23 protein-coding genes and 6 tRNA genes are annotated in these 26,264 nt (G+C 44.6%); 16 read left to right on the forward strand and 13 right to left on the reverse strand.

Going from position 1 to position 26,264, the window contains the following annotated elements:
• Positions 1 to 30 precede the first annotated feature (30 nt).
• The 7 genes from OCU36_RS04475 (at position 31) to OCU36_RS04505 (ending at position 7,721) form a co-directional block, all read left to right on the forward strand.
• Complete coding sequence (locus tag OCU36_RS04475; protein WP_261839220.1) at positions 31 to 1,338, forward strand: isochorismate synthase; 1,308 nt, start codon at positions 31 to 33, stop codon at positions 1,336 to 1,338.
• The gene (gene menD / locus OCU36_RS04480) at positions 1,335 to 3,059 is read left to right on the forward strand and encodes a 2-succinyl-5-enolpyruvyl-6-hydroxy-3-cyclohexene-1-carboxylic-acid synthase (protein WP_261839221.1); all 1,725 of its coding nucleotides are present in this window, start codon (positions 1,335 to 1,337) and stop codon (positions 3,057 to 3,059) included. The genes OCU36_RS04475 and menD overlap by 4 nt, the downstream gene beginning before the upstream one ends.
• Positions 3,060 to 3,068: 9 nt before the next feature.
• Complete coding sequence (menH, locus tag OCU36_RS04485) at positions 3,069 to 3,869, forward strand: 2-succinyl-6-hydroxy-2,4-cyclohexadiene-1-carboxylate synthase (protein WP_261839222.1); 801 nt, start codon at positions 3,069 to 3,071, stop codon at positions 3,867 to 3,869.
• A gap of 102 nt (positions 3,870 to 3,971) precedes the next feature.
• On the forward strand, positions 3,972 to 4,838 hold the full coding sequence (gene menB, locus OCU36_RS04490; RefSeq protein ID WP_010439547.1) for a 1,4-dihydroxy-2-naphthoyl-CoA synthase: 867 nt from the start codon (positions 3,972 to 3,974) through the stop codon (positions 4,836 to 4,838).
• Positions 4,839 to 4,913: 75 nt separating this feature from the next.
• A complete protein-coding gene (gene menC / locus OCU36_RS04495) occupies positions 4,914 to 5,921 on the forward strand; it encodes an o-succinylbenzoate synthase (RefSeq protein WP_261839223.1) in 1,008 nt (335 codons plus the stop codon).
• A gap of 42 nt (positions 5,922 to 5,963) precedes the next feature.
• Complete coding sequence (gene menE / locus OCU36_RS04500; protein ID WP_261839224.1) at positions 5,964 to 7,406, forward strand: o-succinylbenzoate--CoA ligase; 1,443 nt, start codon at positions 5,964 to 5,966, stop codon at positions 7,404 to 7,406.
• A gap of 150 nt (positions 7,407 to 7,556) precedes the next feature.
• Positions 7,557 to 7,721, forward strand: a complete 165-nt coding sequence (locus OCU36_RS04505; protein ID WP_261839225.1) for a hypothetical protein — start codon at positions 7,557 to 7,559, stop codon at positions 7,719 to 7,721.
• A gap of 184 nt (positions 7,722 to 7,905) precedes the next feature.
• On the opposite strand, the gene OCU36_RS04510 is transcribed toward OCU36_RS04505, so the two are convergent.
• From OCU36_RS04510 to OCU36_RS04520, 3 genes are all read right to left on the reverse strand, one after another.
• Positions 7,906 to 8,826: a YeiH family protein gene (locus tag OCU36_RS04510; RefSeq protein WP_261839226.1), complete on the reverse strand. Its 921-nt coding sequence runs from the start codon at positions 8,824 to 8,826 to the stop codon at positions 7,906 to 7,908.
• Between the two features lie 147 nt (positions 8,827 to 8,973).
• Positions 8,974 to 10,848, reverse strand: coding sequence for an MFS transporter (locus OCU36_RS04515; protein ID WP_261839227.1), 1,875 nt, complete (start codon positions 10,846 to 10,848; stop codon positions 8,974 to 8,976).
• Between the two features lie 17 nt (positions 10,849 to 10,865).
• Positions 10,866 to 11,456 (reverse strand): TetR/AcrR family transcriptional regulator, encoded by a 591-nt coding sequence (locus OCU36_RS04520; protein ID WP_261839228.1) that lies wholly within the window; start codon positions 11,454 to 11,456, stop codon positions 10,866 to 10,868.
• Between the two features lie 198 nt (positions 11,457 to 11,654).
• Here OCU36_RS04520 and OCU36_RS04525 point away from each other — a divergent pair, with 198 nt between their 5' ends.
• From OCU36_RS04525 to tsgA, 3 genes are all read left to right on the forward strand, one after another.
• Positions 11,655 to 12,563, forward strand: coding sequence for a Tim44 domain-containing protein (locus OCU36_RS04525; protein ID WP_261839229.1), 909 nt, complete (start codon positions 11,655 to 11,657; stop codon positions 12,561 to 12,563).
• A 257-nt stretch (positions 12,564 to 12,820) separates the two neighbouring features.
• Positions 12,821 to 13,528 (forward strand): purine-nucleoside phosphorylase, encoded by a 708-nt coding sequence (gene deoD / locus OCU36_RS04530; protein ID WP_061033645.1) that lies wholly within the window; start codon positions 12,821 to 12,823, stop codon positions 13,526 to 13,528.
• A gap of 72 nt (positions 13,529 to 13,600) precedes the next feature.
• Positions 13,601 to 14,773, forward strand: a complete 1,173-nt coding sequence (gene tsgA / locus OCU36_RS04535; protein WP_086970545.1) for an MFS transporter TsgA — start codon at positions 13,601 to 13,603, stop codon at positions 14,771 to 14,773.
• A gap of 50 nt (positions 14,774 to 14,823) precedes the next feature.
• Here the strand turns inward: tsgA and OCU36_RS04540 are convergent, their stop codons facing one another.
• From OCU36_RS04540 to OCU36_RS04570, 7 genes are all read right to left on the reverse strand, one after another.
• Positions 14,824 to 15,498 (reverse strand): Crp/Fnr family transcriptional regulator, encoded by a 675-nt coding sequence (locus tag OCU36_RS04540; RefSeq protein WP_193841713.1) that lies wholly within the window; start codon positions 15,496 to 15,498, stop codon positions 14,824 to 14,826.
• A 163-nt stretch (positions 15,499 to 15,661) separates the two neighbouring features.
• Positions 15,662 to 15,746, reverse strand: a tRNA-Tyr gene (locus OCU36_RS04545).
• A gap of 102 nt (positions 15,747 to 15,848) precedes the next feature.
• A tRNA-Tyr gene (locus OCU36_RS04550) sits at positions 15,849 to 15,933 on the reverse strand.
• A 102-nt stretch (positions 15,934 to 16,035) separates the two neighbouring features.
• Positions 16,036 to 16,120 (reverse strand) — tRNA-Tyr (locus OCU36_RS04555).
• Positions 16,121 to 16,222: 102 nt separating this feature from the next.
• Positions 16,223 to 16,307, reverse strand: a tRNA-Tyr gene (locus OCU36_RS04560).
• 102 nt (positions 16,308 to 16,409) lie between these two features.
• Positions 16,410 to 16,494 (reverse strand) — tRNA-Tyr (locus OCU36_RS04565).
• Positions 16,495 to 16,596: 102 nt separating this feature from the next.
• A tRNA-Tyr gene (locus OCU36_RS04570) sits at positions 16,597 to 16,681 on the reverse strand.
• Between the two features lie 387 nt (positions 16,682 to 17,068).
• Between OCU36_RS04570 and OCU36_RS04575 the strand changes: the two genes are divergently transcribed.
• The 3 genes from OCU36_RS04575 to OCU36_RS04585 all read left to right on the forward strand — a co-directional run bounded on the left by OCU36_RS04575 (position 17,069) and on the right by OCU36_RS04585 (position 21,721).
• Positions 17,069 to 18,145, forward strand: a complete 1,077-nt coding sequence (locus OCU36_RS04575; protein ID WP_261839230.1) for an efflux RND transporter periplasmic adaptor subunit — start codon at positions 17,069 to 17,071, stop codon at positions 18,143 to 18,145.
• Positions 18,145 to 21,258, forward strand: coding sequence for a vibriobactin export RND transporter permease subunit VexH (gene vexH, locus OCU36_RS04580; RefSeq protein ID WP_261839231.1), 3,114 nt, complete (start codon positions 18,145 to 18,147; stop codon positions 21,256 to 21,258). The genes OCU36_RS04575 and vexH overlap by 1 nt, the downstream gene beginning before the upstream one ends.
• 142 nt (positions 21,259 to 21,400) lie before the next feature.
• Positions 21,401 to 21,721 (forward strand): DUF1244 domain-containing protein, encoded by a 321-nt coding sequence (locus OCU36_RS04585; protein WP_261839232.1) that lies wholly within the window; start codon positions 21,401 to 21,403, stop codon positions 21,719 to 21,721.
• 86 nt (positions 21,722 to 21,807) lie between these two features.
• On the opposite strand, the gene OCU36_RS04590 is transcribed toward OCU36_RS04585, so the two are convergent.
• Positions 21,808 to 22,875: a PLP-dependent cysteine synthase family protein gene (locus tag OCU36_RS04590; protein WP_261839233.1), complete on the reverse strand. Its 1,068-nt coding sequence runs from the start codon at positions 22,873 to 22,875 to the stop codon at positions 21,808 to 21,810.
• 147 nt (positions 22,876 to 23,022) lie between these two features.
• Between OCU36_RS04590 and OCU36_RS04595 the strand changes: the two genes are divergently transcribed.
• Complete coding sequence (locus tag OCU36_RS04595; RefSeq protein ID WP_261839234.1) at positions 23,023 to 23,478, forward strand: Lrp/AsnC family transcriptional regulator; 456 nt, start codon at positions 23,023 to 23,025, stop codon at positions 23,476 to 23,478.
• Between the two features lie 65 nt (positions 23,479 to 23,543).
• Positions 23,544 to 24,209: a hypothetical protein gene (locus tag OCU36_RS04600; protein WP_261839235.1), complete on the forward strand. Its 666-nt coding sequence runs from the start codon at positions 23,544 to 23,546 to the stop codon at positions 24,207 to 24,209.
• Between the two features lie 166 nt (positions 24,210 to 24,375).
• Here OCU36_RS04600 and tesB read toward each other — a convergent pair whose 3' ends face one another.
• Positions 24,376 to 25,236 carry an acyl-CoA thioesterase II gene (gene tesB / locus OCU36_RS04605; protein WP_261839236.1) on the reverse strand — a complete coding sequence of 287 codons (861 nt, stop codon included), beginning with the start codon at positions 25,234 to 25,236 and terminating at the stop codon, positions 24,376 to 24,378.
• A gap of 168 nt (positions 25,237 to 25,404) precedes the next feature.
• Here tesB and OCU36_RS04610 point away from each other — a divergent pair, with 168 nt between their 5' ends.
• Positions 25,405 to 25,845, forward strand: a complete 441-nt coding sequence (locus OCU36_RS04610) for a YbaY family lipoprotein (protein ID WP_261839237.1) — start codon at positions 25,405 to 25,407, stop codon at positions 25,843 to 25,845.
• Positions 25,846 to 25,904: 59 nt separating this feature from the next.
• Here the strand turns inward: OCU36_RS04610 and OCU36_RS04615 are convergent, their stop codons facing one another.
• Positions 25,905 to 26,207 (reverse strand): MGMT family protein, encoded by a 303-nt coding sequence (locus OCU36_RS04615; protein WP_261839238.1) that lies wholly within the window; start codon positions 26,205 to 26,207, stop codon positions 25,905 to 25,907.
• Positions 26,208 to 26,264: the final 57 nt, after the last annotated feature.

A 26,264-nucleotide genomic window follows, 5' to 3' on the forward strand; every position in this document is an offset into this window, starting at 1 on the left:
AATAATAATTTAGATGTGAACGAGGTCGATTTGTCACATTTCCAGCAAACTATCTCCGCTTTGATTGAGCGAGTAAAAAATGCCCAAGCAAGCGAAGTGCGTTGTGTTGAAGTTCTCACGCAAAAACCATCGTTTGCATGTATTGAATGGCTTCATGCTCAACCGCTCTTTCCGAAGTTTTACTGGCAGTCACGCGACACTCGTGAAGAGATTGTCGCACTCGGACAGTTGCATACCTTTTCTGATCCAGCTCCAGCCTATGCTATTCTTGGTGAAGATCAACGGATCTGGGGGGGGCGCTCGTTTGACGGGCATACTGCAAAAAACCGCCGTTGTATGGAGTCGTTTTTCTTTCTTCCTCAGGTTGAATTGATTCGCTTTGACAACACTTGGTCACTCGCGGTTAACTTATCTCCCGATCGTGTAGCTTCGATCAATGCATTAAATAAGCTTTCTGTTGAAGCCGCGATATTGGCGCCACTGACGGCTCATATCAAGCAGATTAATCATGTTCCAGAACGAGAACAGTGGGGGGGCTTAGTCGATAAAGTGCTGAAAGGCATCAGCGATGAAGAGTACAAAAAAGTGGTTTTGGCTCGTAAAACCACGCTACAGCTTGATGCTCCTATTTGCGCCGCTCAACTGCTTAAAGCCAGCTATCTGCAAAACCATCATAGCTTCCACTTTATGTTGGTATTGGATTCCAAACACAGCTTTATTGGCTCAACGCCAGAGCGCTTATATAGCCGACATGGTACGGAGCTCGATACCGAAGCGCTTGCTGGAACCATTGGTCGCGGAGAGAACGCTACTGAGGATATGGAACTGGCCAGCTGGCTTTCTCAGGACAGTAAAAACCTCAATGAAAACCAGTATGTGGTCGACGATATCATTGAGCGTCTTACGCCTTACTCCCAATCGGTGAATGTTGAAAAAGAGGCTCGTCTGGTTCGTTTGCGCAAGGTCCAACATTTAAAACGCAATATTCACGCGCTGCTTCATTCGGGAGTTAATGGTGTCCAGTTGTTGAGTTCATTACAGCCGACGGCTGCAGTAGCAGGCTTACCTCGTAAAGAAGCGATGGACTTCATACTTGAACATGAACCCTTTGCAAGGGGATGGTATGCAGGCTCCGTGGGTTATATCAGTCATCAGCGAGCGGAATTCTGTGTCGCGATTCGCAGTGCCTTGGTTGTAAACGATCAAGTACAACTGTTCGCGGGTGCTGGGATTGTGCCAGGGTCGATCGCTGAACATGAGTGGCAAGAGTTGAACAAGAAGACGTCGACTTTGCTCAGTTTAATTTCCGACCACCCACCATTAGGTGTGGCGTCATGAATCACGACCAAGCCGTATTAAATAGAGTTTGGTGCCACACGTTACTTGAAGAACTTGTACGCAATGGTGTTGAGCATGTATGTGTTGCGCCAGGCTCTCGTTCCACCCCGTTAACGCTTGAAGCCGAAGCCAACCCCAAGTTAACCTTACACACACACTTTGATGAGCGTGGTCTCGGATTCTTAGCTTTAGGCATAGCAAAAGCCAGCAACAGCCCCGTGGTCGTGATTGTGACATCGGGTACTGCGGTTGCGAATTTATTGCCTGCGACGGCTGAATCAGGGCTGACACGAGAGAAGCTGATCTTGCTGACCTCTGATAGACCGATCGACTTGGTCGATTGTGGTGCCAATCAAGCGATTCAACAGCATGGTATCTTCTCAAACCATGTTGAAACAGCGTTAAACCTACCAAGCCCAACCACACAAGTTTCTTTGAACTGGCTCCTGACATCGGTTGATAACGCACTCGCTAAGCAACGCAGTGTCGGTGGCGCCATTCACATCAATTGCCCGTTTCCAGAACCGCTCTATTCTAACAATAGCGCTGAGATGTATGGCGAATACACGGCCAGTATTGCAAGATGGAAAGCATCGGCAAGTCCATACTCTAATCGGTGTCTGCCTAATAATTTGCATACTCAACCTGTCGTCGCGGGTGATTATGTTGCGCGAAAAGGTGTCATAATTATTGGTTCTATCGACAACGCAGCGGCGAGAAAAGCGACACAGTTTGCTTGTGCTTTGGGTTGGCCTATTTTTTGTGACCCGCAATCCGGCGTGAGCAGTGATTGGAAGCATTATGATCTGTGGTTGCAGAGTGATTCAGTTAAAGATCAACTTAACCCGTGTGATTTCATTCTTCAATTCGGTGAGCGCATCGTTTCTAAGCGATTGAACCAATGGATTAAGTCACAAGCCGCTTCATTTGATTGCACTCAATATGTTGTGGTTTCACCAGATGCACATCGTATAAATCAAGATCATCTCCCTCAAACTCATATTGTTGCCAATATCGAGTCATGGATATCCGAACAACACCTACCAACCTTATTAGGCCAACATGCGGGTTGGGGGGCGTCTTTAATCGAGGTGGCAAATTCTGTTCAGCAACTGGCACTCGCGCAAATATCCAATAATGACCAGTTGACGGAACTGAGCGTGGCAGTCGACTTGTCGTCTAGACTAAAAGACAGAGAGCTGTTTGTGGGAAACAGCTTGATGGTAAGGCTGGTGGATATGCTGTCCTCTATATCTGCGAATCAAGTTTACAGTAATCGTGGCGCATCGGGCATTGATGGGTTGGTGGCAACGGCTGCGGGTGTGGTGAAAGCCAACCGGAACCCGTTATTGATGTTGATTGGCGATACCTCTTTGCTCTACGATCTCAACTCACTGGCTCTGCTGACTCATCATTTAACGCCAGTGGTTATTGTGGTGACCAACAATGACGGCGGTGCGATTTTTGATTTGTTGCCGGTACCAGAGCAACAAAAACAGTCGCTTTATCAAATGCCTCATGGTTTTAGCTTTGAACATGCCGCAGCGCAATTCCAACTTGGTTACGCAGCCCCAGAAACCTTGAACTGCTATCAAAATATCATTGAACAACATTTCGAAAAGGGTCAGGGTACCTTGCTCGTGGAAGTTAAAACGCCTCCCGAACAAGCGTCTACTTTGCTGAAACAATTCAGTTCAATGCTTACCGAGGCATTAGCCTAAGGACTTCACATGCTTTACTCCAATTATTACCCAGCGGTACAAGAATCTTCTGACAAACCTTTACTTGTTTTTTTACATGGTTTACTTGGGAGTGCGGATGATTGGAGTGCATGTCGTCCATTCCTTGCAGACTTTCCTCTGCTTTGTATTGATTTACCCGGACACGGACAAAGTCGCTTTACCGATCCGGTCGGGTTTGAGCATTGCTGTAAGAAAATTGTCCAATGTATAACATCTCAGCTGGCACTCAACAATTTTCCTGCCGATTATCCTATCGTGGTGATTGGTTATTCGATGGGCGGAAGGCTTGCCATGTATGGGGTGACAAGCCCTTGCTTCGAGACGCTCAACCTAAAGAAAGTCATTATTGAAGGCGGCAACTTTGGCTTGGAATGCGAAGAAGAAAGAGCACAAAGGTTAGTACATGATACGCAGTGGGCTGTTCGCTTTGCGCAGCAGTCGATCGAAGATGTTTTAGACGATTGGTATCAACAAAGCGTCTTTTCTTCACTAAATCATGAGCAAAGACAAACTTTGGTTATAAAGCGTAGTGGTAACCTTGGAGTATCCGTCGCAAATATGTTGTTATCTACTTCATTAGCTAAGCAACCGGATTTACGTGCCACATTGAAATCTCATGAGCATTTATTGCATTACGTATGTGGGGAAAAAGATCGTAAATTCATGGAGCTAGCAGAGAATAGTGGCTTTGAATATAGCCAGGTAAATCACGCTGGGCATAATGTACATTTTGAACAACCCGAGCTGTTTTCAAACCTGATCATTCAATGTATAACCAGTCGTCACTGAACTGATTGAACGATTATTTCGTATCAAGCGCGATTAAAATATGAGCAACACCGTCACGACTATTCGTTAGTCGTGCCCTCTAATAGAACAATGGAAATCACCATGGCTAAAACAGTAGGCATCACAGAAGAAGAACTTTACGCAGCCGTTAACTGGCGCGATGAGAGCAGTCAATTTGAAGATATTCAGTACCACAAATCAGATGATGGTATTGCCAAAATCACGATTGCTCGCCCTCAAGTACACAATGCGTTCCGTCCACAAACCGTTAAAGAGATGATCAATGCTCTGGCTGATGCGCGTTATGATGAAAAGGTTGGTGTTATCATTTTAACGGGCCTTGGTGAGAAGGCGTTCTGTTCTGGTGGTGACCAAAGTATTCGTGGTGACTACGGCGGCTACCAAGATGATTCAGGTACACACCACCTGAACGTACTTGATTTCCAACGTCAAATTCGTACTTGTCCAAAGCCTGTAATTGCTGCGGTATCGGGTTGGGCAGTCGGTGGCGGTCATGTACTTCACATGATGGCAGACCTGACTATTGCTGCTGAAAACGCACAGTTTGGTCAAACGGGTCCAAAAGTGGGGTCATTCGATGGCGGTTGGGGCGCGTCTTACATGGCTCGTATCGTTGGTCAAAAGAAAGCGCGTGAAATCTGGTTCTTGTGTCGCTTTTACGATGCTCAAGAAGCACTGGACATGGGCCTTGTAAACACCGTTGTTCCTGTTGCTGACCTAGAAAAAGAGACCGTTCGTTGGTGTCGTGAAGTTCTACAACACAGCCCAATGGCACTGCGTTGCTTGAAAGCGGCACTGAACGCGGACTGTGATGGTCAAGCCGGTCTGCAAGAGTTGGCAGGTAATGCAACCATGATGTTCTATATGACAGAGGAAGGCCAAGAAGGCCGCAACGCATTCAATGAGAAACGTCGACCTGACTTCGACAAATTCCCGCGTAACCCATAGTCTTGCTCCTGTTCAAAATGAGTCGCTAATAGCGGCTCGTTTTATTTTGATGCTCCCTCGCTTTTAGGACATTTTATGAACTCAATAAATTCTCAGCGTCACGCTAAACTTTACCGTTATCAATTGCCTATGGATAGTGGCGTGATTCTTCGTGACAATAAGTTGAACGAACGCGTTGGTTATATCATCCAACTTGAGTGTGATGGTAAAACGGGTTTTGGTGAAGTCGCACCTTTACCGGGGTTTAGCCAAGAAGATGCAGAGCAAGCCGGTATTCAGCTTCAACATCAATTAGAGCTTTGGATTAACCATAACCCTCAAACACCACTTGATGAATTATACCCTTCTGTTGCCTTCGGTTTTTCGATGGCGATGATGGAATTACGAGGCGATCTTAACGTTGAAGGTAATTACCAAGCCGCACCTTTGTGTACTGGTGACCCTGATGAGTTGATCCCTGTACTCAATGAGATGCAAGGCGAGAAAGTAGCTAAGGTCAAAGTTGGGCTTTATGAAGCGATTCGTGATGGTATGCTGGTCAGCTTATTTCTTGAGTCGATCCCTGATTTGACCCTAAGGCTTGACGCCAACCGTGCGTGGAAACCAGAAAAGGCCAAACAATTCATTAAGTACGTTTCGCCGTCGCTGCGTCAGCGTATCAGTTTTATTGAAGAGCCATGCCAAAAACCTGAAGACAGCTTAGCGTTTGCTATTGACCATGGTGTCGCGATCGCGTGGGATGAAACATTGCAAGAAGCCGTGCGCAGTCCAGAGTTTGATCTTAGCGACCTGACAGGGGCTAAAGCAGTCGTGATCAAGCCAACGCTCATTGGTTCTGTTGAGCGTTGTGTGGCACTTATTGAGCGTGCACAGCAGCTTGGAATGAAACCTGTATTGAGTTCAAGCATTGAGTCGAGCCTAGGTCTGACTCAGATTGCTCGTCTGGCGCAGCAGCATCTGCCAAATGAAGTGCCGGGACTGGATACCATTGGTTTGTTCAAGCAGCAGTTAGAGATTGCTTGGCCCGGTTGTCAGTTGCCCGTCTCCACGCTTGAACAGCAGGCGTTGATTTGGTCTTCTTAGATCGAGTTCTTTCATTACTTCAGTATATTATTTGGTTATTCTATGATGCGCTCACAAACTAATCATCACCCGCTCTGGTTACTGTGGGCGCAACAGAACCCGCGTCAAACCGCGTTAGTGACCCCTAACCGCGAATACACTTGGCAACAAGTCTCTGTGTTAGTGAGTGAGTACCAACAACGGTTATCTGAGCAAGGTTTATCGGTAGGTGATGTACTGACGATTGTCGGTAAGAATCAAGCGGAAGTGCTTCTTGTTTATCTTGCTTCATTACACCTAGGTGTGGTTTGTGCCTTTACCATGCCTCAACCGAAAGCGCGTTTAACGCAAAAGCTCGATTCCTTATATCAAGCAGCTCAACAGAGCTACCTTTGGCTATTGGACAGTAGCGGGATAGAGCAATCAGAGACTGTTGATTTGAATAGTCAGTTGGTGACTTTGCCTTACTTACATGAAGTGAAGGGCGATGCTGCTGATGGTCATCGGATAACAACACCTCAAGAGTCTAACTTCAATCCGCAAAACTTAGCGAGCCTCGTATTCACTTCAGGTTCTACCGGAAACCCGAAAGCGGTAGCGCATACGTTGCAGCAGCACCTATGTTCAGCTCAGGGACTGCTCGACGTTTTTCAGTTTGCACAAAATGACATATGGCTGCTGAGTTTGCCTATGTACCATGTCTCGGGATTAGCGATAGTCCACCGTTGGCTGGCCGCTGGTGGTTGCATCAAAATAGGCAATGGCGAACTTGAAAAAGACATCGAAGGTTGCAGTCATGCATCATTGGTTGCTACTCAGCTACATCGATTATTAAAGAGTAAGCAACCACTTACGTTAACTCATGTACTGTTGGGTGGCAGCGATATACCAGAAGCACTTGGGCTTGAAGCTCAACAGATGGGTATCCAAACTTGGCTTGGATATGGCATGACAGAAGCGGCTTCGACAGTAACCGCAAAGCCAGTTGATGCTCACCACAATGCGGGTTGTGTGCTTAACCATCGTCAGTTAAAAATTGAAGGTCAACGTATTTATATTGGCGGCAACACGCTTGCTTCCGGTTATTACTATCAAGGTGCGTTAACACCATTGGTGGATGACCAAGGGTGGTTTGACACTAAAGATCTCGGCGAATGGGATGGCGAACAAGTGTCGATTATTGGCCGTGCAGACAATCAATTTATTTCCGGTGGTGAGAATATCCACTGTGAAGAAATAGAACGAGCCCTCATCCGATTACCTGAAGTGACACAGGCTTTTGTGGTTCCTGTTGAAGACAGTGAATTTGGATTTCGGCCCGTCGCCATTGTTGACTGTGACGAACTACCGGATAAAAAGTGGTTTGCAGATCAACTACAAAGTAGCCTAGAACGATTTAAGTTTCCGATTGAGTACTATCAAATACCTAAGCAAGAACAGCAGGGCATTAAGGTATCGAGAGCGGGATTGGCGCTTTGGCTATCACAGAACAGGGAATCAAGATAAGTGTGCTCGGTAAGGCCAAATGAAGATGCGGTAAGTGGCCTACGGTTAGTTAATTTAGCAATTAGATAGTTCAAAACAGAATTTATTATCTTTATAACCATCCATCATAATAAGCCCCATAAATAACGGATTATAGAATAAGGTCTTATTATGAAAATTACCCTCATCATCGCGGTTCTGTTGCAAATCGGCCAAGCAGTGATGTCGTCGGGGTTGACGAGATCCTTAGCTGAATTCACGGCATTTGTTTTAGTTATCACACTTGTTTTGATGAAAAAAGAGAGTAAGAAAAGTGATAAGCCGTTATTTGATTAATGTTCGTGACAACCGATGTTCGTTAAAACCAATATTCGTTAAAATCAATATTCGTTACAGAAAGTATTGGTTACAACAATGATTGGATACAAAAAGGCAAAGTGTAAATACGCTTTGCCTTTTTTGTCGTTTGTAAATTCATAGGTTCGAATAGCTTGTTAACTTAGCTACGTTTTTCAGCGGATTAGGCAAGCGTTAACCACGCTAATGAACCCGTAGAAATCATCACCCACAAGGTAATGCCAAACATCAATGGCTTTGGCCCTGCAGCTTTGAGCTTCTCAACCGAAATACCACAACCAATCAAAAATAGGCACACCACAAGTACGTGTTTCGATACATTAAAGATCCCTTGATAAATTACGTCAAACTGCGGCATGACATCGCTGATGAAGATCGCAGCACAATAGAACAAAATGAAATAAGGGATGGTGATTTTTTTCTGATCGTTTCTAAAAATGATCGAACTGATGAAAGCAACGGGGACTATCCAAAGTGCGCGAGCTAACTTCAGCGTTGTTGCTGTTGTCAGTGCTTCTTCGCCATAAGCAGATGCCGCGCCGACAACTGAAGAGGTGTCATGAATGGCAATAGCAGCCCATGTACCGAACGTTTGTTGGCTTAGCTCAAGGGCATGACCAATCATTGGGAATAAGAATAAAGCGACTGAGTTGAGCACAAACACCGTAGCGAGCGCTAATCCAATCTGTTCATCGTCAGCTTTGATTGCGGGTGCGACTGCTGCAATGGCACTGCCACCGCAAATCGCGGTACCAGAAGCAATAAGGTAACCTGTGATGCGATCCAACCCCATTTTTTTTGCTAAGACCCAACCAATGACTAACGTACCGACGATGGTTGTAACAATCAAACCAATACCATCACCCGTTACCGCTAGCGCCTTTTCAAATTGAATGCCAAAACCTAAACCGACAATCGAGTAGGCTAATAGTTTTTTTGTGAGTTTTCCGACTTCTAGGTGTTGAGGCACTAAACCGAGGCTCGCAAGAAGAAAGCCGATAACAAGTGCGGTCGGCGAGCTTACCCAAGGGGTTAAACAAAAGAGAGCAGCAAGATAAAACGGAACAGATTTTGTGAGTGTCATTATGGTTGGATTGTCTTTTCTAATGGTGGCAGCGTAGTAGGGCACTATACGCTTAAGCCAATGGTAAGTAAGTCTAAATGAATTGAACAAACGTTAAGATAAACTAAACGTTTGTTCATGACCTGAATTTTAGTGGATATCGAACACTTATTGCCATCGCCCACGCAGTTTAGCAACCGCCTGGCGTAGAAGCTCGCAAGACGCTTCATTTGGTGAAATCGGTTTGCCTGCTTCTATCTCTAGCTTAGTCCAAAAACGAGTGGGTAATCCTTTACACGCACGCCCTTTATAGCGGCTAAAGTAACTGCCCCATAACCCTTTCAGTGCCATTGGGATCACCGGAACGGGAGAGCGTTTGATGATCAGCTCCATACCACGCATGAACTCGGCCACTTCTCCATCACTCGTGAGTTGACCTTCTGGGAAGATACATACGATGTGCCCCTCGTGCAGCGCTTGCTCGACCTCTTTGAAAGCGTGACGAATCGAGCGTCGATTCGTTGATGAGATAGGAATAACCCCCGCTCGTCTCAAGAAGCGCCTTAAGGGAGGAAGATTGGCATAGTCCTCTTCCATAACAAAGCGAATCAAGCGTGGGCATACCGCACTCAGAAGCAGTGCATCCATATAACTCACATGGTTACAGACGATTAATGCCCCGCCTTTTTCGGGTAGGTGATCCAAGTTCTTATGCTTTACTCGATACATGCTGTGAGTGACTACCCACATCAAGAATCGGAACGCATAAATAGGCACCTGATAAAACAGGTAAAGCATCACTAAGGTGTTCAATAATGCTAAAAACACAAACAGTTGAGGAATGGAAAGCTCAAGCACACTCAGGCAAAGAATACCCAGAATGGCACTCCCTACCATAAACAGCGAGTTGTAGATGTTGAGACCCGCGATAACTTGTGCTCGCTCATTTGGTTTCGCTCGTAACTGCATTAAGGAATACAACGGAACAATAAAGATACCGCCGGAAACACCAAGCAGTAGCAGGTAACTGAAGAGCGGCCATAGCTCGGAATACGTTACAAATTGGTAGAATGAGTGAAAATGAGGTAGAGATTCAGGAATTGATAGTGCCATCAATAGACCGAATATAGAGATCCCCATGCAGCCTATAGGCACTATGCCAATTTCAATTCTGTGGTTGGACAGTTTGTCACACGTTAACGAACCAATGGCAATGCCAACAGAGAATAGTGCTAACAGAAAGGCGACCGAACTTTCTGTCCCATTCAGATAAAGGCGAGTGAAATTTGGAAACTGAGTCAAGTAAGCCGCACCAAGGAACCAGAACCAACTGATTGACATGAGCGCTTGAAAAGTCGAACGATCTTTTTTGGCAATTGCGAGTGTGCTGCGGGTTAACTTGATGGGTTGCCACTTCACTTTTAATGCTGGTGCATTGCTGGGGGCTTCAGGAATGAAACAGCTTGATATATAACCAAAAATTGCAAATAAAACAATGCACACAGCGGCAATAAGCTTAGCGTTTTCTTCGGATGCAATTATCCCCGCGCTTAAGGTGCCAATTAGGATCGCTAAAAATGTACCAGTCTCGACGAGGGCATTACCGGACACCAGTTCTTTGGTCTTTAACTGTTGTGGGAGTAGTGCGTACTTAACCGGGCCAAAAAAGGCGCTTTGCGTTCCCATCAGAAAAAGCAAGAGAAGTAATATTCCGTAGCTTTCGTAGATAAGTCCGACAGCACCCAGTGACATAATCACGACTTCGAGCATCTTCACCTTACGAATAAACCAAGACTTTTCGTACTTATCTGCTAGTACGCCTGCTAAAGCAGAAAATAGAAAGAAGGGAAGAATGAATAGGCCAGCGGCTAAATTAATGAACAAATTTTTAGAAATAGGTAGCGTATCAGCGCTTGCGAAAGCAACAAATAATAACAGAATATTTTTAAAGACGTTGTCATTAAACGCACCCAGAAACTGGGTGATAAAGTAGGGTAGAAACCTTTTTTGCGTTAACAGCGAAGATGGGCTGCTGTTGTTCATTCTCGTTCCTTGGATGATTACCAGCGGGTTAAGTAGTTTGAAATAAGGTTATTAATCAATTCCTTACCATCAATAGGCTCTGAGGCGAAAAACTTATCATCAACGCTGAGTAGAGTGATTCCATGCACGCCAGCCCATAATACCCGGCTGGCTTTGAGCACTTCGCTTTCAGTATGCTCCGGCTCGATTGCCACAAGCAACTGTTCTAGCATGCTGGTCATCATATCGATTCGGTTTGACTGCCACTCTGGAAGGTTCTCGCCATTCATGTTGTGCTCGAAGATAAGTTGCCAGCGGTTCGGGTGCTTTTGCGCGTAGTCGTGGTAGCAATAAGCGAGATTGAATAACGCTTGTTGAGGGCTGCTTGATTGTTCTACGACAGAAGCCGATTCAGCGGCGAGCTCATCTAATGTTTGAGCGACAACGTGCAGCAGCAGAAGGTTGTAGTTGCCAAATACATTCACCAATGTACTGGGCACATAGCCAATCATGTTGGCAATTTTTCGTAAACTTAACTCGTGATAGGAGTGCTGTTCTAAAAAAACCGTTACGGTATCTAAGGTCAACTGAACCAATTGTTCTCGAGTATGATCGTTTCTTCGTGCCATGATTCGTTTCTAGTAAATGAACATCGTTCATTATCTTATATGCAGCCTTTGATGGCCGTCAATCCTTTCGCCAATTCAGCCCACAATTAATAACCGCAATATTATGATACATATGTGAACATCGTGAACATTTCATTGTGCTTTGTTAAAGAGTATGATTAACGCGTCGAAAGATAAAGAACCCTTTAAAGGATAATAATGAAACGATTTTTCTCACTAGTCGCGATTCTGATGGTATCAGTTGCGGTGACACCAATCGCGGAAGCGAAAAGATTTGGTGGTGGTAAGTCTTTTGGTAAGAGTTTCAAAACGGCTCCTGCTCCTAAACAGCAACACCAGAACACTAACTCGATCCGTCAAGATCAAACAGGTAAGAACACCGCGGCTAATTCAAGTAAGAAAGGCCTTATGGGCGGTCTGCTAGGCGGTTTACTTGCGGGCGGTCTATTAGCGGCATTCTTTGGTGGTGCATTTGAAGGTATCCAGTTTATGGATATCCTGATCATGGGTTTGATTGCTTTCTTAGCGTTCAAATTCCTACGAGGAATGTTGGGTGCGAAACAAGGCTCCATGAATCAGGAGCGCGGCCAACAGCCAGCTTTTGGTAGTATGGGACAAAACAAGTTTGAATCATCACAGCAAAAGCCAAATGTTCACAACTTCGAGCAAGCGCCAACTCAACCTCAAGGTGCTGCGAGCGGTTTTGGTTTTGGTGCGCAAAGCGATGTTCCGCATAACTACCCACCGGGTTTTGATCAAGCAGCTTTCATCAATGGTTCTCGTGAGCACTACCGTATATTACAAGGTGCATGGAACCACAATGAGCTAAGTACGATTGAAGAATACGTGTCTCCAAGTCTATTTGAAGACCTAAAATCTGAGCGTAGCAAGCTAGATGGTGATCAGCATACCGACGTAATGTACGTTGATGCTGAAATCGTTCGTGCTGACCATGACGGCAGCAAAGCACAGCTAAGCCTACAGTTTAGTGGGCGTTACCGTGATTCAGCGGAAGGTATTGAAGAAGATATCACCGATATTTGGCATTTAGAGCGTGATCTTACGACTCAAAATGCACCTTGGCTAATCGTGGGTATTCAAGGTTAACCTCGATAGCTAACGAATAATGAGTTAATTCGGTATTACTTTGATTATTGAAAGCCCCTACAGAGAAATCGGTAGGGGCTTTTTTGTGTGCTGAGGGTAGCAAGCCAGTCATAACTAGGTTCTTAGAACGGCTACTTCTCTGTTTTGATAGAGAGATTCAAATTTGAGAGGCAGTACTTTGAAAGCGGACATTTGTCCTCAATGCTTTGTGCCATTACTCCTTATGATTGCGCCAACAAAACAAATAAGGAAACATTATGACTGCACATATTGCTGGCACTGCTGAGGATTTCGCATCTACAGTAATTATGCCGGGTGACCCACTACGAGCGAAATACATTGCTGAAACCTACTTAGAAGACGCAAAACTCGTGACTGATATTCGAAACATGCTTGGATACACTGGCTATTACAAAGGGCAGCGCATCTCAGTTATGGGGCATGGCATGGGTGTACCATCAATGGTTCTCTATGGTCATGAACTGATTAATGACTTCGGTGTTAAGCGCATTATTCGTATCGGCAGTGTTGGTGCAACGCAGAAAAATGTCATGATGCGTGATGTGATTTTGGCACAAGCTGCCGGTACAGACTCTCCAACTAATGCCAAGCGCAGCAGTGGCTATCACATGGCGACATCGGCAACGTTTGAGCTTTTACATAATGCTTACCTTTCAGCAAAAGAGAAGAATATAGATGTTAAAGTTGGCAACGTGTTTACTGGCGACCTTTATTACGATCCTGATGAAGATCTTATCCCTGCCTTAGAGCGTTTTGGGGTGCTTGGTATCGATATGGAAGTTGCAGGCTTATACGGGCTAGCACAACAATTTGGTATTGAGTCATTAGCGATCCTGACGGTGTCTGATCATTGTATCACGGGTGAGGAGACCACCGCAGAAGAGCGTCAGCTTTCATTCAACAACATGATTGAAATTGCTCTAGAAACGGCAATCAAAGCTTAAGCCTGTGTGGAGGGCTTAAAGTTAAGCTCTCCCAAATTAAAACATCTAACCTACGAGCCCTTGGAGTGAACAATGAAAAATAAAATGACACTCACTGCTATCAGTTTCCTCGCTAATTTCGTTATGGCGGGCTTTGCGACACAATTTGGTATGTTGGTCGAGCCAATAGCCAATGCATTTAACGCGAATGTAAATGAAGTAGCATCAATATTTTCTTTATTAAATGGTGGAGCACTAGCCGGCACTATTGCGGCTTTCTTCTTAATTGAAAAAGTCGGTATTAAACGCATGACGGTGTTGTGCTATGGCATTATCGCACTGTCCTCATTAGGCCTTTACATTGCACCTTCGTTATCGATCGTGATGTTATGTATGGCTATTATTGGTTTTTGTGGAGGTGTTGGTCTGTGTATCGCTGGTACTATTGTCGTTTCATTATGGAAAGACAAAATTCAGAGCACAATGTTAGTGGTACAAGACGCGACATTTAACATTGCAGGTGTTGTGTTCCCAATGATCACCACTTACGCACTTACTAATGCAATGAATTGGAGCATCAGTTACTTGAGTGTTGGCGTGGTTGCATTGGCAACAATGTTTATCGCTTTGCTGACTAACTTCAATCAATGTGGTGATGAAAGCGCAACACAAACTGAATCAAAGTCTGAATGGAACTTCGGCATTATTAGTGGTGGTATCGGACTATTCTTAGGAATGCTTGCCCTTTATACTTTCTTAACTTGGGCTCCAATGTTTGTGAAAGAGAAGTTCGATATTCCATTTGAACAAGCGGGTAACATTATTACTCAGTATTGGTCAGCAGCGTTGGTTGGTGCTTTAGTTTCGACTGTCATTGTGTCGCGTATGAAGATTCAGTACTTCTTATTGACGATCATTACACTTGCAATGGTGATAACGAGCGTCATCGTTACTACAAATCAACTAGAATGGCTCTCTTACCTGACTTATGGTTACGGGTTTGCTTGTGCTGCACTTTATAATGCTTTCATTGCTTATGGTGTGTCATTTGTTCGCAATGCATCAAGTAAGAATGTTTCTTATATATTGGTTAGCGGCAGTGCTGGTGCAATGTTTAGCCCTGCGATTAGCTCTATGATGGAAAGTATTGTTGGCTTACAAACAGTTATGTATGCCATCCCTGCAATATATGCTGTTGTATTGGTGATGCTTATTGCATCTACAAAGTACAAAGCAAGCCAATCCAATCAAACTCAAACTGCATAAATAGTTATCGGTTTAAGCGACACTGAAAAGGTCTGTATTTGTGCAGGCCTTTATTGCTCCGCAAATTTTTTAAGCCCTTCTAGATCAAGAATCCTTAGTCCTTTCTTTTCTTTAGCAATAAAACCTTTGCTCTCAAGCTCTTTCACCGCGCGGCGGTAGACTCTATCAGTCGTAGCGAAGCGTTCCGCTTCAAGATAGTTCTTTTGAAAGCCATCGACGGGTAAGTCATTCAAATATTGATGATAAATATCGTAGGCAACATTATAAGTAATCGGATATAGAAGACGCCTTGTTAGGATCTCGACCGTGTCTTGATAGTCAATAGCGATAGCGCTAGCGAAATAGAGAGAAAGCCTAGGTTGTTCTAACAAGTACTTCTTTAGCTTTTGAGCATCAATGATAGATACGTTAACGGGCTCGATTGGCATAATATCCATTTGGCATCGGTATCCTGTAAAGAATTCCATTTCCCCGAAGACTTGTTGCTCACACTCAAGAGTACCTAACAAAAATGTTTTACCGTTGCGAGCTGTCATTCCCATGGAAACTCTTCCAGAATCAACAAGGTAAAGGTTATCTACATGCTCTCCTTGAGTTAATAACTTCTCATTTTCCTCAAATATTCTGCTCGTACAAATACAATCACGAATGGTTTGTTCGATTAGTTGCTTGTCTTCGGTCCACTCAGTTTCGAAGCGACCTTTTCCTAGGGTTTGTAGCTGCATATTTGATTTTAATTCAGTTGTTGAGAGAAGTTTCTCAACTTGGGTGATAGGTTATCAAGATCGTTGAACGAGAAAGGTAACGGGTACAGTGAAATATTATACACAGCAACGAAAAAAGCCAACTCAATGAGTTGGCTTTTCGATTTTCCAATTAAGGAGAATATGGTGGAGGGAGACGGATTCGAACCATCGAAGGCAGTGCCGGCAGATTTACAGTCTGCTCCCTTTGGCCACTCGGGAACCCCTCCAGGGTGTGTCTTACTCTTCACAAAGTAAGCCTAAATTGATGTTTTCCCATAAGCCCATCAACTAGGTTGTTCTCTTAACTCTTAAAAGAGGCAAGAAGAATATGGTGGAGGGAGACGGATTCGAACCATCGAAGGCAGTGCCGGCAGATTTACAGTCTGCTCCCTTTGGCCACTCGGGAACCCCTCCAGGGTGTGTCTTACTCTTCACAAAGTAAGCCTAAATTGATGTTTTCCCATAAGCCCATCAACTAGGTTGTTCTCTTAACTCTTAAAAGAGGCAAGAAGAATATGGTGGAGGGAGACGGATTCGAACCATCGAAGGCAGTGCCGGCAGATTTACAGTCTGCTCCCTTTGGCCACTCGGGAACCCCTCCAGGGTGTGTCTTACTTTTCACAAAGTAAGCCTAAATTGATGTTTTCCCATAAGCCCATCAACTAGGTTGTTCTCTTAACTCTTAAAAGAGGTAAGAAGAATATGGTGGAGGGAGACGGATTCGAACCATCGAAGGCAGTGCCGGCAGATTTACAGTCTGCTCCCTTTGGCCACTCGGGAACCCCTCCAGGGTGTGTCTTACTTTTCACAAAGTAAGCCTAAATTGATGTTTTCCCATAAGCCCATCAATCAGGTTGTTCTCTTAACTCTCAAAAGAGCGAAGAAGAATATGGTGGAGGGAGACGGATTCGAACCATCGAAGGCAGTGCCGGCAGATTTACAGTCTGCTCCCTTTGGCCACTCGGGAACCCCTCCAGGGTGTGTCTTACTCTTCACAAAGTAAGCCTAAATTGATGTTTTCCCATAAGCCCATCAACTAGGTTGTTCTCTTAACTCTTAAAAGAGGTAAGAGGAATATGGTGGAGGGAGACGGATTCGAACCATCGAAGGCAGTGCCGGCAGATTTACAGCCTGCTCCCTTTGGCCACTCGGGAACCCCTCCAGGGTGTTTTTCCTAACTCATAATGGATAGGCTAAAGAGATGTTTTTCCCAACGCATCTCTCAAGTTCGGGTCGCATCATAGCAAACACGTTAAACCTGTAAAGGGTTTTTCTTATGGTTTTGTGTTAAATGCTGTCTTTTTGGGCAAAGATGGCGAAAAGTACGCATATTGCTCGTGAAGTGAACATTCGAGCTTAGGTTGGCGTAATAATAGGTAACACCTTGAGAAAATTAGCTTTCTGCAGTGTGTTTGGTTTGTTAAATTCGTAATGGAACGTAAATGGAATTTAATTTAGATTTACATTTCTTGACGTTACAGCATTCATCTGTTGATAGAATACCGCTACTTCCATTTATAGATACTAAATCTTACTGCAGACTATTATTATGAAGCAAACATCTGTTTTAACCCTACTTAGCTTGTCGATTTTCATGGCGTCTCCAGCCGCACTTGCAAAGCGTCAGGGGTCTAGCACAGTGACGGTTGTTACTGAGCCTGTTGCTATTCACCAAGTTAACCAGTCTCTCTCTTTGGTTGGCAAGTTAGAAGCTGAACAATCGGTCATTATCACTTCTGAAGTGGCTGGTCGAGTTGATGCTATCAATGTCAAAGCGAATCAAGATGTCACCAAAGGGCAGATGTTGGTTCAGTTAGATGACACTAAAGCGAAAGCCGCAGTGACAGAAGCACAAGCGTACCTAAAAGACGAGCAACGTAAGTTAGCGGAATTTCAACGGCTAGTGAAACGTAACGCGATCACGCAAACTGAAATTGATGCTCAGAAAACGAACGTCGAGATCGCCAATGCTCGTTTGGCTGCGGCCAATGCTAATCTTAGCGATCTGCACATCACGGCACCTTTTTCGGGTACGGTCGGTTTTATCGACTTTAGCCGCGGTAAAATGGTGACCGCTGGGACGGAACTCGTCACCCTAGATGACCTCTCAGTAATGCAATTAGATCTACAAATCCCGGAGCGCTACCTTTCCAAATTGTCGAAAGGCATGAAAGTAACGGCTCGTACCAGTGCGTGGGGCGAGACTGAATTCATCGGTACTGTGGTCGGCATTGACACCCGTATCAATAGCGATACGCTAAATTTACGAGTTCGAATCCACTTTGACAACAATCATGATTACTTGAAGCCGGGCATGTTAGTGGAAGCGGATATGGATTTCCCTTCAGTTGAAGCGCCGATTATTCCAGTTCAAGCGCTTGAGTATTCAGGAACTAAACGTTTTGTTTATGTGATTGGTGATGATAATAAAGCGGTTCGTACCGAAGTCTTTCTCGGTGCGCGTATCGATAACGAAGTCGTGATTGAAAAAGGCATCGAGATTGGTCAGAAAATCGTGGTGCAAGGTATCGTGAACATGCGTGACGGTGTGTTGGTGCAAGAGCTAGCCGTGGATCGCTTAGTTGATGCTGAAAGTGATAACAAACCACAAGAAGGCGCAAACTAATGTTGTTATCTGATGTTTCAGTCAAGAGACCTGTGGCTGCTGTTGTACTGAGCTTGCTGTTGGTTGTGTTTGGTCTGGTCTCTTTCAATAAGCTTTCCGTCCGTGAGATGCCAGACATTGAAAGCCCTGTAGTATCAATCAGTACTCGTTATCAAGGGGCATCGGCGACGATTATTGAAAACCAAATAACCGCTAACCTTGAAGACCAGTTATCAGGCATTAGTGGTATCGATGAGATCGAATCCACGACGCGTAATAGTATGTCGCGCATCACGATTACTTTCGAACTCGGTTACGACCTGAATACGGGGATAAGTGATGTACGTGATGCTGTTGCTCGTGCTAAGCGTTCGTTACCCGAAGAGGCCGAAGACCCTATTGTTTTTAAAAATAACGGCAGCGGCGAAGCATCGGTTTATATCAACTTAAGTTCAAGTAAAATGGACCGAACGCAGTTAACCGATTACACCGAACGTGTATTGGTAGACCGCTTTAGTTTGATTTCGGGGGTCAGCTCAGTCGATATCTCCGGTGGCTTATACAAAGTCATGTATGTGAAGCTAAAGCCAGCGCTAATGGCGGGCCGTGGTGTTACCGCGTCTGATATTACTGCGGCGTTAAAAAGTGAAAACATTGAAAGCCCGGGTGGTGAAGTTCGCAACGATGCGATCGTAATGTCGGTTCGTACGGCTCGTCCTTATAAGGAAGTGAAAGATTTCCAATATTTGGTGGTTAAACGAGCAACAGATAATACACCTATCTATTTGAAAGATGTTGCGGATGTGTACCTTGGTGCGGAAAACGAAAACTCGACGTTTAAAAGTGATGGTGTTGTTAATGTCAGTTTGGGTATCGTGCCTCAATCCGATGCAAACCCATTGGAAGTTGCCGACTTAGTACATAAAGAAGTTGATGCTATTCAAAAGTTTTTACCTGCCGGTACTCGTTTGGCTATCGACTATGATTCAACGGTATTTATCGACCGATCGATCTCTGAGGTCTATAGCACACTCTTTATCACCGGTGGTTTAGTGATTCTTGTGCTTTATATCTTCATTGGTCAAGCACGCGCGACATTAATTCCTGCGGTGACCGTTCCGGTATCTCTGATTTCGTCATTCATTGCAGCGTATTACTTCGGCTTCTCTATCAACTTGATTACGTTGATGGCACTTATCTTATCGATAGGTCTGGTGGTGGATGACGCCATCGTGGTGGTTGAAAACATTTTCCACCATATTGAACGGGGTGAATCACCACTGCTTGCTGCTTATAAAGGTACGCGTGAAGTCGGCTTCGCTGTTATCGCAACCACTTTAGTGCTGGTTATGGTCTTCCTACCCATTTCCTTTATGGATGGCATGGTCGGCCTACTGTTTACCGAGTTCTCTGTGTTACTTGCGATGTCGGTGATATTTTCATCGCTAGTGGCACTGACACTAACGCCGGTTTTAGGCAGTAAAATTCTGAAAGCGAATGTGAAACCTAATCGTTTTAATTTATTTATTGAGCGTGTCTTTAGCAAGTTAGAACTGAGGTATAAAGCGGCACTGCGTCATGCGCTATCTTGGCGTTGGGCTGCTCCCGTAATTATTCTCGCGTGTATGGGGGGGAGCTATGGCTTGATGCAACAAGTTCCTTCACAACTGACTCCGCAAGAGGACCGAGGTGTTATCTTTGCGTTTGTCCGTGGAGCGGATGCCACCAGTTATAACCGCATGTCTGGCAACATGGACATCGTTGAAGAGCGTTTGATGCCTCTACTTGGTCAAGGGTTCTTAAAGTCATTCAGTATCCAATCGCCAGCGTTTGGTGGTAATGCCGGAGATCAAACCGGCTTTGTTATTATGATTTTGGATGATTGGGACGAGCGTGATCTGACGGCCCAAGAAGCTTTAAACGAAGTTCGCCAATCCTTGAGTGGCATTCCTGATGTTCGGGTATTCCCATTCATGCCAGGCTTTAGAGGTGGCTCAAGTGAACCGGTGCAATTTGTATTGGGTGGTTCTGATTATTCTGAACTTCAAAAGTGGGCAGAGATCTTAAAGCAAGCAGCGGAAGATTCTCCCATCATGGAAGGGGCGGGTATTGATTACTCTGAAAAAACACCTGAGTTAGTGGTAACGGTAGACAAACAACGAGCGGCCGAATTGGGCGTCAGTGTTTCTGACATTTCAGATACACTAGAAATTATGCTGGGCGGGCGCAGTGAAACCACCTTTGCTGATCGTGGTGAAGAGTACGATGTTTACTTGCGTGGTGATGAAAACAGCTTTAATAACGCGAACGATTTAAGCCAAATCTACATGCGAACTCAGTCTGGCGAGCTAGTAACACTGGATACACTGACACACATTGAAGAAGTGGCATCATCGATTCGCTTGTCACACTACAATAAGCAAAAATCGGTGACCATCACAGCGAACCTGATGGACGGTTACACATTAGGTGATGCGCTGGATTTTCTTGATAAGCAAGCGATTGAGCAACTGCCCGGTGATATCTCGGTCAGCTATTCGGGTGAATCAAAAGACTTCAAAGAGAATCAATCGAGTATCTTGGTGGTGTTTGCGTTAGCGATGTTGGTCGCTTACTTAGTCTTGGCCGCGCAGTTTGAAAGCTTTATTAACCCACTTGTGGTGATGTTTACAGTTCCGATGGGGATATTCGGTGGCTTTTTAGGTCTAGTGTTGATGCACCAAGGTTTAAACGTTTACAGTCAGATTGGGATGATCATGTTGATCGGAATGGTGACGAAAAACGGGATCTTGATTGTCGAATTTGCTAACCAGTTGCGTGATCGAGGTATTGAGTTTGAGAAAGCAATCGTAGACGCTTCAGCAAGACGTTTACGGCCAATATTGATGACGGCGTTTACCACATTAGCCGGAGCTATCCCATTGATTACTTCTACGGGCGCAGGCTATGAAAGTCGAGTGGCTGTGGGTACGGTTATCTTCTTCGGTATGGGGTTCGCTACCTTGGTCACTCTGTTCGTTATTCCTGCGATGTACCGTTTGATTTCCGGCTCGACCCGTTCTCCAGGGCACGTGGAAGCGGAGCTGAATAAAGAGCTGAGCCATGACAACGTGGGAAGAACCACTCACGGTTAATACTCTCAGAACCATGTAACAACACGGAATCGTGTCACAATATTGAAAAGCCTGCGTTTGCTCCTAGCGAATGGCAGGCTTTTTTTGTATAACAAACAGAGCTCAATAAATGAATACAATAAATCGAATAAAGGAAAGTAAAGTGGCTGAATTTAAATACAAAGATCTTTCTCAAGAAGAGCAAGACAAGCTGGATGCAGCGACCTTTCGTCGTCTGTTAACACACCTAGATGATAACAAAGACGTGCAGAACATTGACCTGATGATCTTAGCGGGCTTCTGTCGTAACTGTTTCAGTAAGTGGTACAAAGCGGAAGCCGAGCAACAAGGCCTAGACTTGAATATCGATGACGCACGTGAGCGCGTATATGGCATGACTTACGATGAGTGGAAACAAAACCATCAACCTAAAGCAACACCAGAGCAACTGGCCGCCTTTGAAGCGAAACAGAAGCCAGAGTGATTTTTTCGCAAGTGTTTGATTAATTTAAACAAAAAAGAGCCTGTCAAGGGCTCTTTTTTATTGTGGCATCGGTGGTTACTCGGTGGTTATGCCAGTTCACCCGTTTGCGAGAAAGCTTCTAGCTTCGCTGCATAAGGTTGTAGGTCACCGATATTCAGATTTACCCACTCGTCATTGAAGTAAGTGTCTAGGTAACGCTCACCGCTGTCACACAGTAAAGTCACGATAGAGCCTGTTTCGCCACGCGCTTTCATCTCACTGGCTAGCTGAAGCACACCGTACATGTTAGTACCGGTAGATGCGCCAACCTTGCGACCAAGAATGTCAGATAACCAATGTGTCGTTGCGATACTGGCTGCGTCTGGGATTTTACGCATTTCGTCAACCACACCAGCAATGAAGCTTGGTTCTGCTCGTGGGCGACCAATGCCTTCAATCTTACTGAATGTACTGCCTTTCACGTTCGCATTGCCGGTTTGGAAGTATTCGTGGAATACCGAGTTCTCAGGGTCGACAACACAAAGCTTAGTTTCATGCTGTTGGTAGCGAATGAAGCGGCCAATCGTCGCTGAAGTACCGCCAGTACCTGGGCTCATGACAACCCAAGTTGGCACTGGGTGATCTTCCATCTGCATTTGATTGAAAATCGAGTTGGCGATGTTGTTGTTACCACGCCAGTCGGTTGCGCGCTCAGCGTAAGTAAATTGGTCCATATAGTGACCATTCAGCTCTTCGGCTAAACGACGAGATTCATCGTAAATCTCATCAGATCGGTCAACGAGATGTGCTTGGCCGCCGTAGAATTCTATCTGCTCAATCTTCTTCTTCGCTGTGCATTTTGGCATTACGGCAATAAACGGCAGGCCAAGTAGGCGAGCAAAGTACGCTTCAGATACCGCAGTGCTACCTGATGAAGATTCAATGATTGTTGTTTCTGGGCCAACCCAACCGTTACAGATAGCATATAAGAATAGAGAACGCGCTAAACGGTGCTTTAAAGAACCGGTTGGGTGTGTGCTTTCATCTTTAAGGTAAACATCAATGCCTTCGATACTTGGTAGATCGAGCTTGATAAGGTGCGTATCCGCTGAGCGTTGGTAGTCGGCTTCAATTTTACGAATTGCGTTGTTAATCCATTGATGGTCAGTGCACATAAGCGTTCTCCTGATCGAGTGTAGGAATTCTTTGTAATAGGTATGGTACTAATTTATCTATAACCCGAGAGAAAAACTTTGCCATATTTGCTTTGTTTTGCTTAAATTGTAGAAAATTATTCTCTTTAAATTCGATTTGGTGAAAGTGTGATAGATGCCGTAGATAAAAAAATATTAGGGTTACTGCAAGAAGACAGCACGCTGTCATTGAACGATATTTCGGAAGCGGTCAATCTCACCACAACGCCTTGTTGGAAAAGGCTTAAACGGCTCGAAGAGAACGGTATTATTGAGAAAAGAGTCGCACTGCTGAATCCGGAAAAACTGGATCTTTCCTTTACTGCTTTCGTATTAGTGAAAACCAGTGATCATTCTCATGAGTGGTATGGTCGTTTTGTGAGTACGGTGTCGGAATTTTCTGAAGTGATGGAGTTTTATCGTATGGCAGGTGAGTACGATTATATGATGAAGGTTCAAGTGAAAGACATGAAGCGTTTTGATGATTTCTATAAGCGCTTGGTCAATAGCATTGAAGGTATTTCCAATGTGACCTCGACGTTTGCGATGGAACCATTGAAGTATACGACAGCGCTTCCCCTCTAACTCTGAGTTTAATATCAACATTATTATGGTTTAATGTTCGCCTCTGCGATTAAAAAGGAAGATCCATGTTTGCAAAAGTTTCGACGGCTATCCAATTGGTATTAGCGATCGCTATTTTTTATTTAGGCTACTCCATCTACTCATTGACCAATAAAGTCGGGGAGATCGTCGACACTTATCCGCAGGTGATCAAAGACGTATCGGTATTGACTAAGGATTTGAAAGTTGAAGAGTGGTTAGCATTTGCTGAACATTTGGATGAACTTGCTCCTCACGTATTAGACACCGTTGAAAATGTCAGACAAACGGTTGAACAAGTCAATCAAACCGTTTCATCCGTCGATAAAAAAATACCGACGATTTTGGATGAAGTGAAAAATGTCCGAACAGAAGTTGAGCAGGTAAGGACGGATGTCATCCCCCCAACATTGGCGGAATTAAAACACTATCGTGAGGATGTGATGCCGCCAATGCTTGCTGAAAGTAAATCCTACCGCGAGCAAACCATCCCCGTCATTATTTCTGAATCCCAAAAGCTAAGGGCTGAAGTACCGCCGATTTTGGTGCAAGCAAATGCGCTTGCTGATAAGGGGGAAGCACTGGCTCAAGGGGCTGCGGAAGGGGCAGTGAAAGGGGTTGTGTTATCGCCATTTAACCTGTTGCGAGATGCCAGTGATGGCATCAAAACACGGGTGCAGAGTGAATTCGAATCAACGTCTGAGAGTGAATAGCGTTTACGAGTTATGGCTTTCGCCTTGTGGTGAGAATGACAAAAAAGAGGCTAGATATACCTAGCCTCTTTTTTTACTTAACGGATGCTTATTTGGGTATCCACAACCGCTATCTACACAAAGTGCAGTTTATTGCTTAGTGCAGTTTATTACTCTGTGCCGTTTATTATTTAGTGAAGCGCATTACACCTTCTTGTACTGCCGTTGCCACTAACTCACCTTTTTGGTTAAAGATCTCACCGCGTACTAGCCCGCGAGTGTTCGCCGCTGTCGGGCTTTCAATCGCATAAAGTAGCCATTCATCCATCTTAAACGGTCGGTGAAACCAAATAGAGTGGTCAATTGTCGCCACCTGAAAATTTGGCGTCATAATCGACACCTCATGAGGATGAAGCGCCGTCACTAAGAATCCCCAATCAGATGCGTATGCTAACAAATACTGGTGAATTAATTGGTTGTCTGGCAGCGCACCGTTCGCTCTTATCCAAAGGTACTGTTTTGCTTCCGCCTTTTTAGGTTTTAGTGGGTTAACGACAGTGACAGGGCGCATCTCAATCGGCTTTTCACCACAAAAGGTTTTACGCAGCTTCTCGGGTAAAAATTCGGCGATATGACTTGCGAGTTCCGTTTCTGATGCAAAATTCTCGGGACCCGGGATATCAGGGATTGTGTTTTGGTGTTCGAAACCCGGCGCATCGGCATGATAAGAAGCGGTTAGATAGAAAATAGGGCGACCATTTTGAATGGCTTTAACACGACGAGTACTAAAACTGCGTCCATCTCTTAGGTTTTCCACATCATAGATAATCGGTTTCTCTGGGTCGCCAGGGTATAGAAAATAACTATGGAACGAATGAACACTACGGTCGTCTTGAACAGTATAGCGAGCAGCAGAAAGCGCTTGTCCCAACACTTGACCACCGTAAACCTGTGGTAGACCTAGATTCTCACTTTGCCCACGGAATAAACCCTCTTCTAGTTTTTCTAGCTGAAGTAAACTTAGTAATTCTTGTAAAGGTTGACTCATCGCCAGCATTCCTTTTCGTAAAATGAGTGTCAGATTAGTGCGATAATCGATTAGTTTAGTCAAATATCTGTTAATAAATCATAGGGTTTCGAGACAGAATATGAAAGCTCTCTTATAATTAAGCCGTAGATTTGTCGATTCCGACAAACATGTTGAGAGAAATTAAATATGAAAAAGACTCTAATTTTAATTATGTCTTTATTATCGTTTGGTCTACTTGTTGGTTGCCAAACAACATCAGAAACCAACGCTTCTCAAGAGACCGTAGCAGAGTTTACTCAAGCAATTTCAGGAACCGTAAGCTACCGCGAAAGAATCGCCTTGCCAGAAAACGCGATCATTACCGTCACCCTAGAAGATATTTCACTTGCTGACGCACCATCAACGATTATCGCAACTCAAGAATTTACGGCTGACGGCAAGCAAGTGCCTTTCGCGTTTGAGTTAGCTTATGATAACGACAAGATTCAAGCGAATCACCGTTACAACATACGTGCATCGATTCATGTTGATGGCAAACTGCGTTTCACGACAGATACCATAAAATCAGTGATTACCGACGTAGAAAACACGCAACAAGCAGACTTACGCTTGGTCAGTGTTCGTTAATGGTCAGTGGAAGCCAATACTAAGGCATTTTGATTGATGTGTTTCGATGAATGGCAGCTCTAGGGCTGCCATTTGTATATTCTGAGTTTGACTTTTCCTGCGTCATTAACTTCAATGCCCTCTTCGATAAGATGCTTTTTTTGTCGACCAAACGAATCACCTTTCAAAGAGATCTCGCCTTTACTGTTGATCACCCGATACCAAGGCAGTTTGCTACCTTCTGGCAGGTTTCCCAACGCTTTACCAACCTGTCGTGCATAGCCCGGAAAACCTGAAAAACGTGCTATGTCTCCATAAGTGGTGACTTTCCCATAAGGAATTTGGTGAATCACAGCAAAGATTTGGCTTAAAAATTGGTCCATACTAAATGTTCCTAGTTCATAAATACCAATCACAGTAAGTGTTCAAAAATAGCGCAG

This window comes from Vibrio artabrorum, assembly GCF_024347295.1.
GTDB classification, from domain to species: Bacteria; Pseudomonadota; Gammaproteobacteria; order Enterobacterales; family Vibrionaceae; genus Vibrio; species Vibrio artabrorum.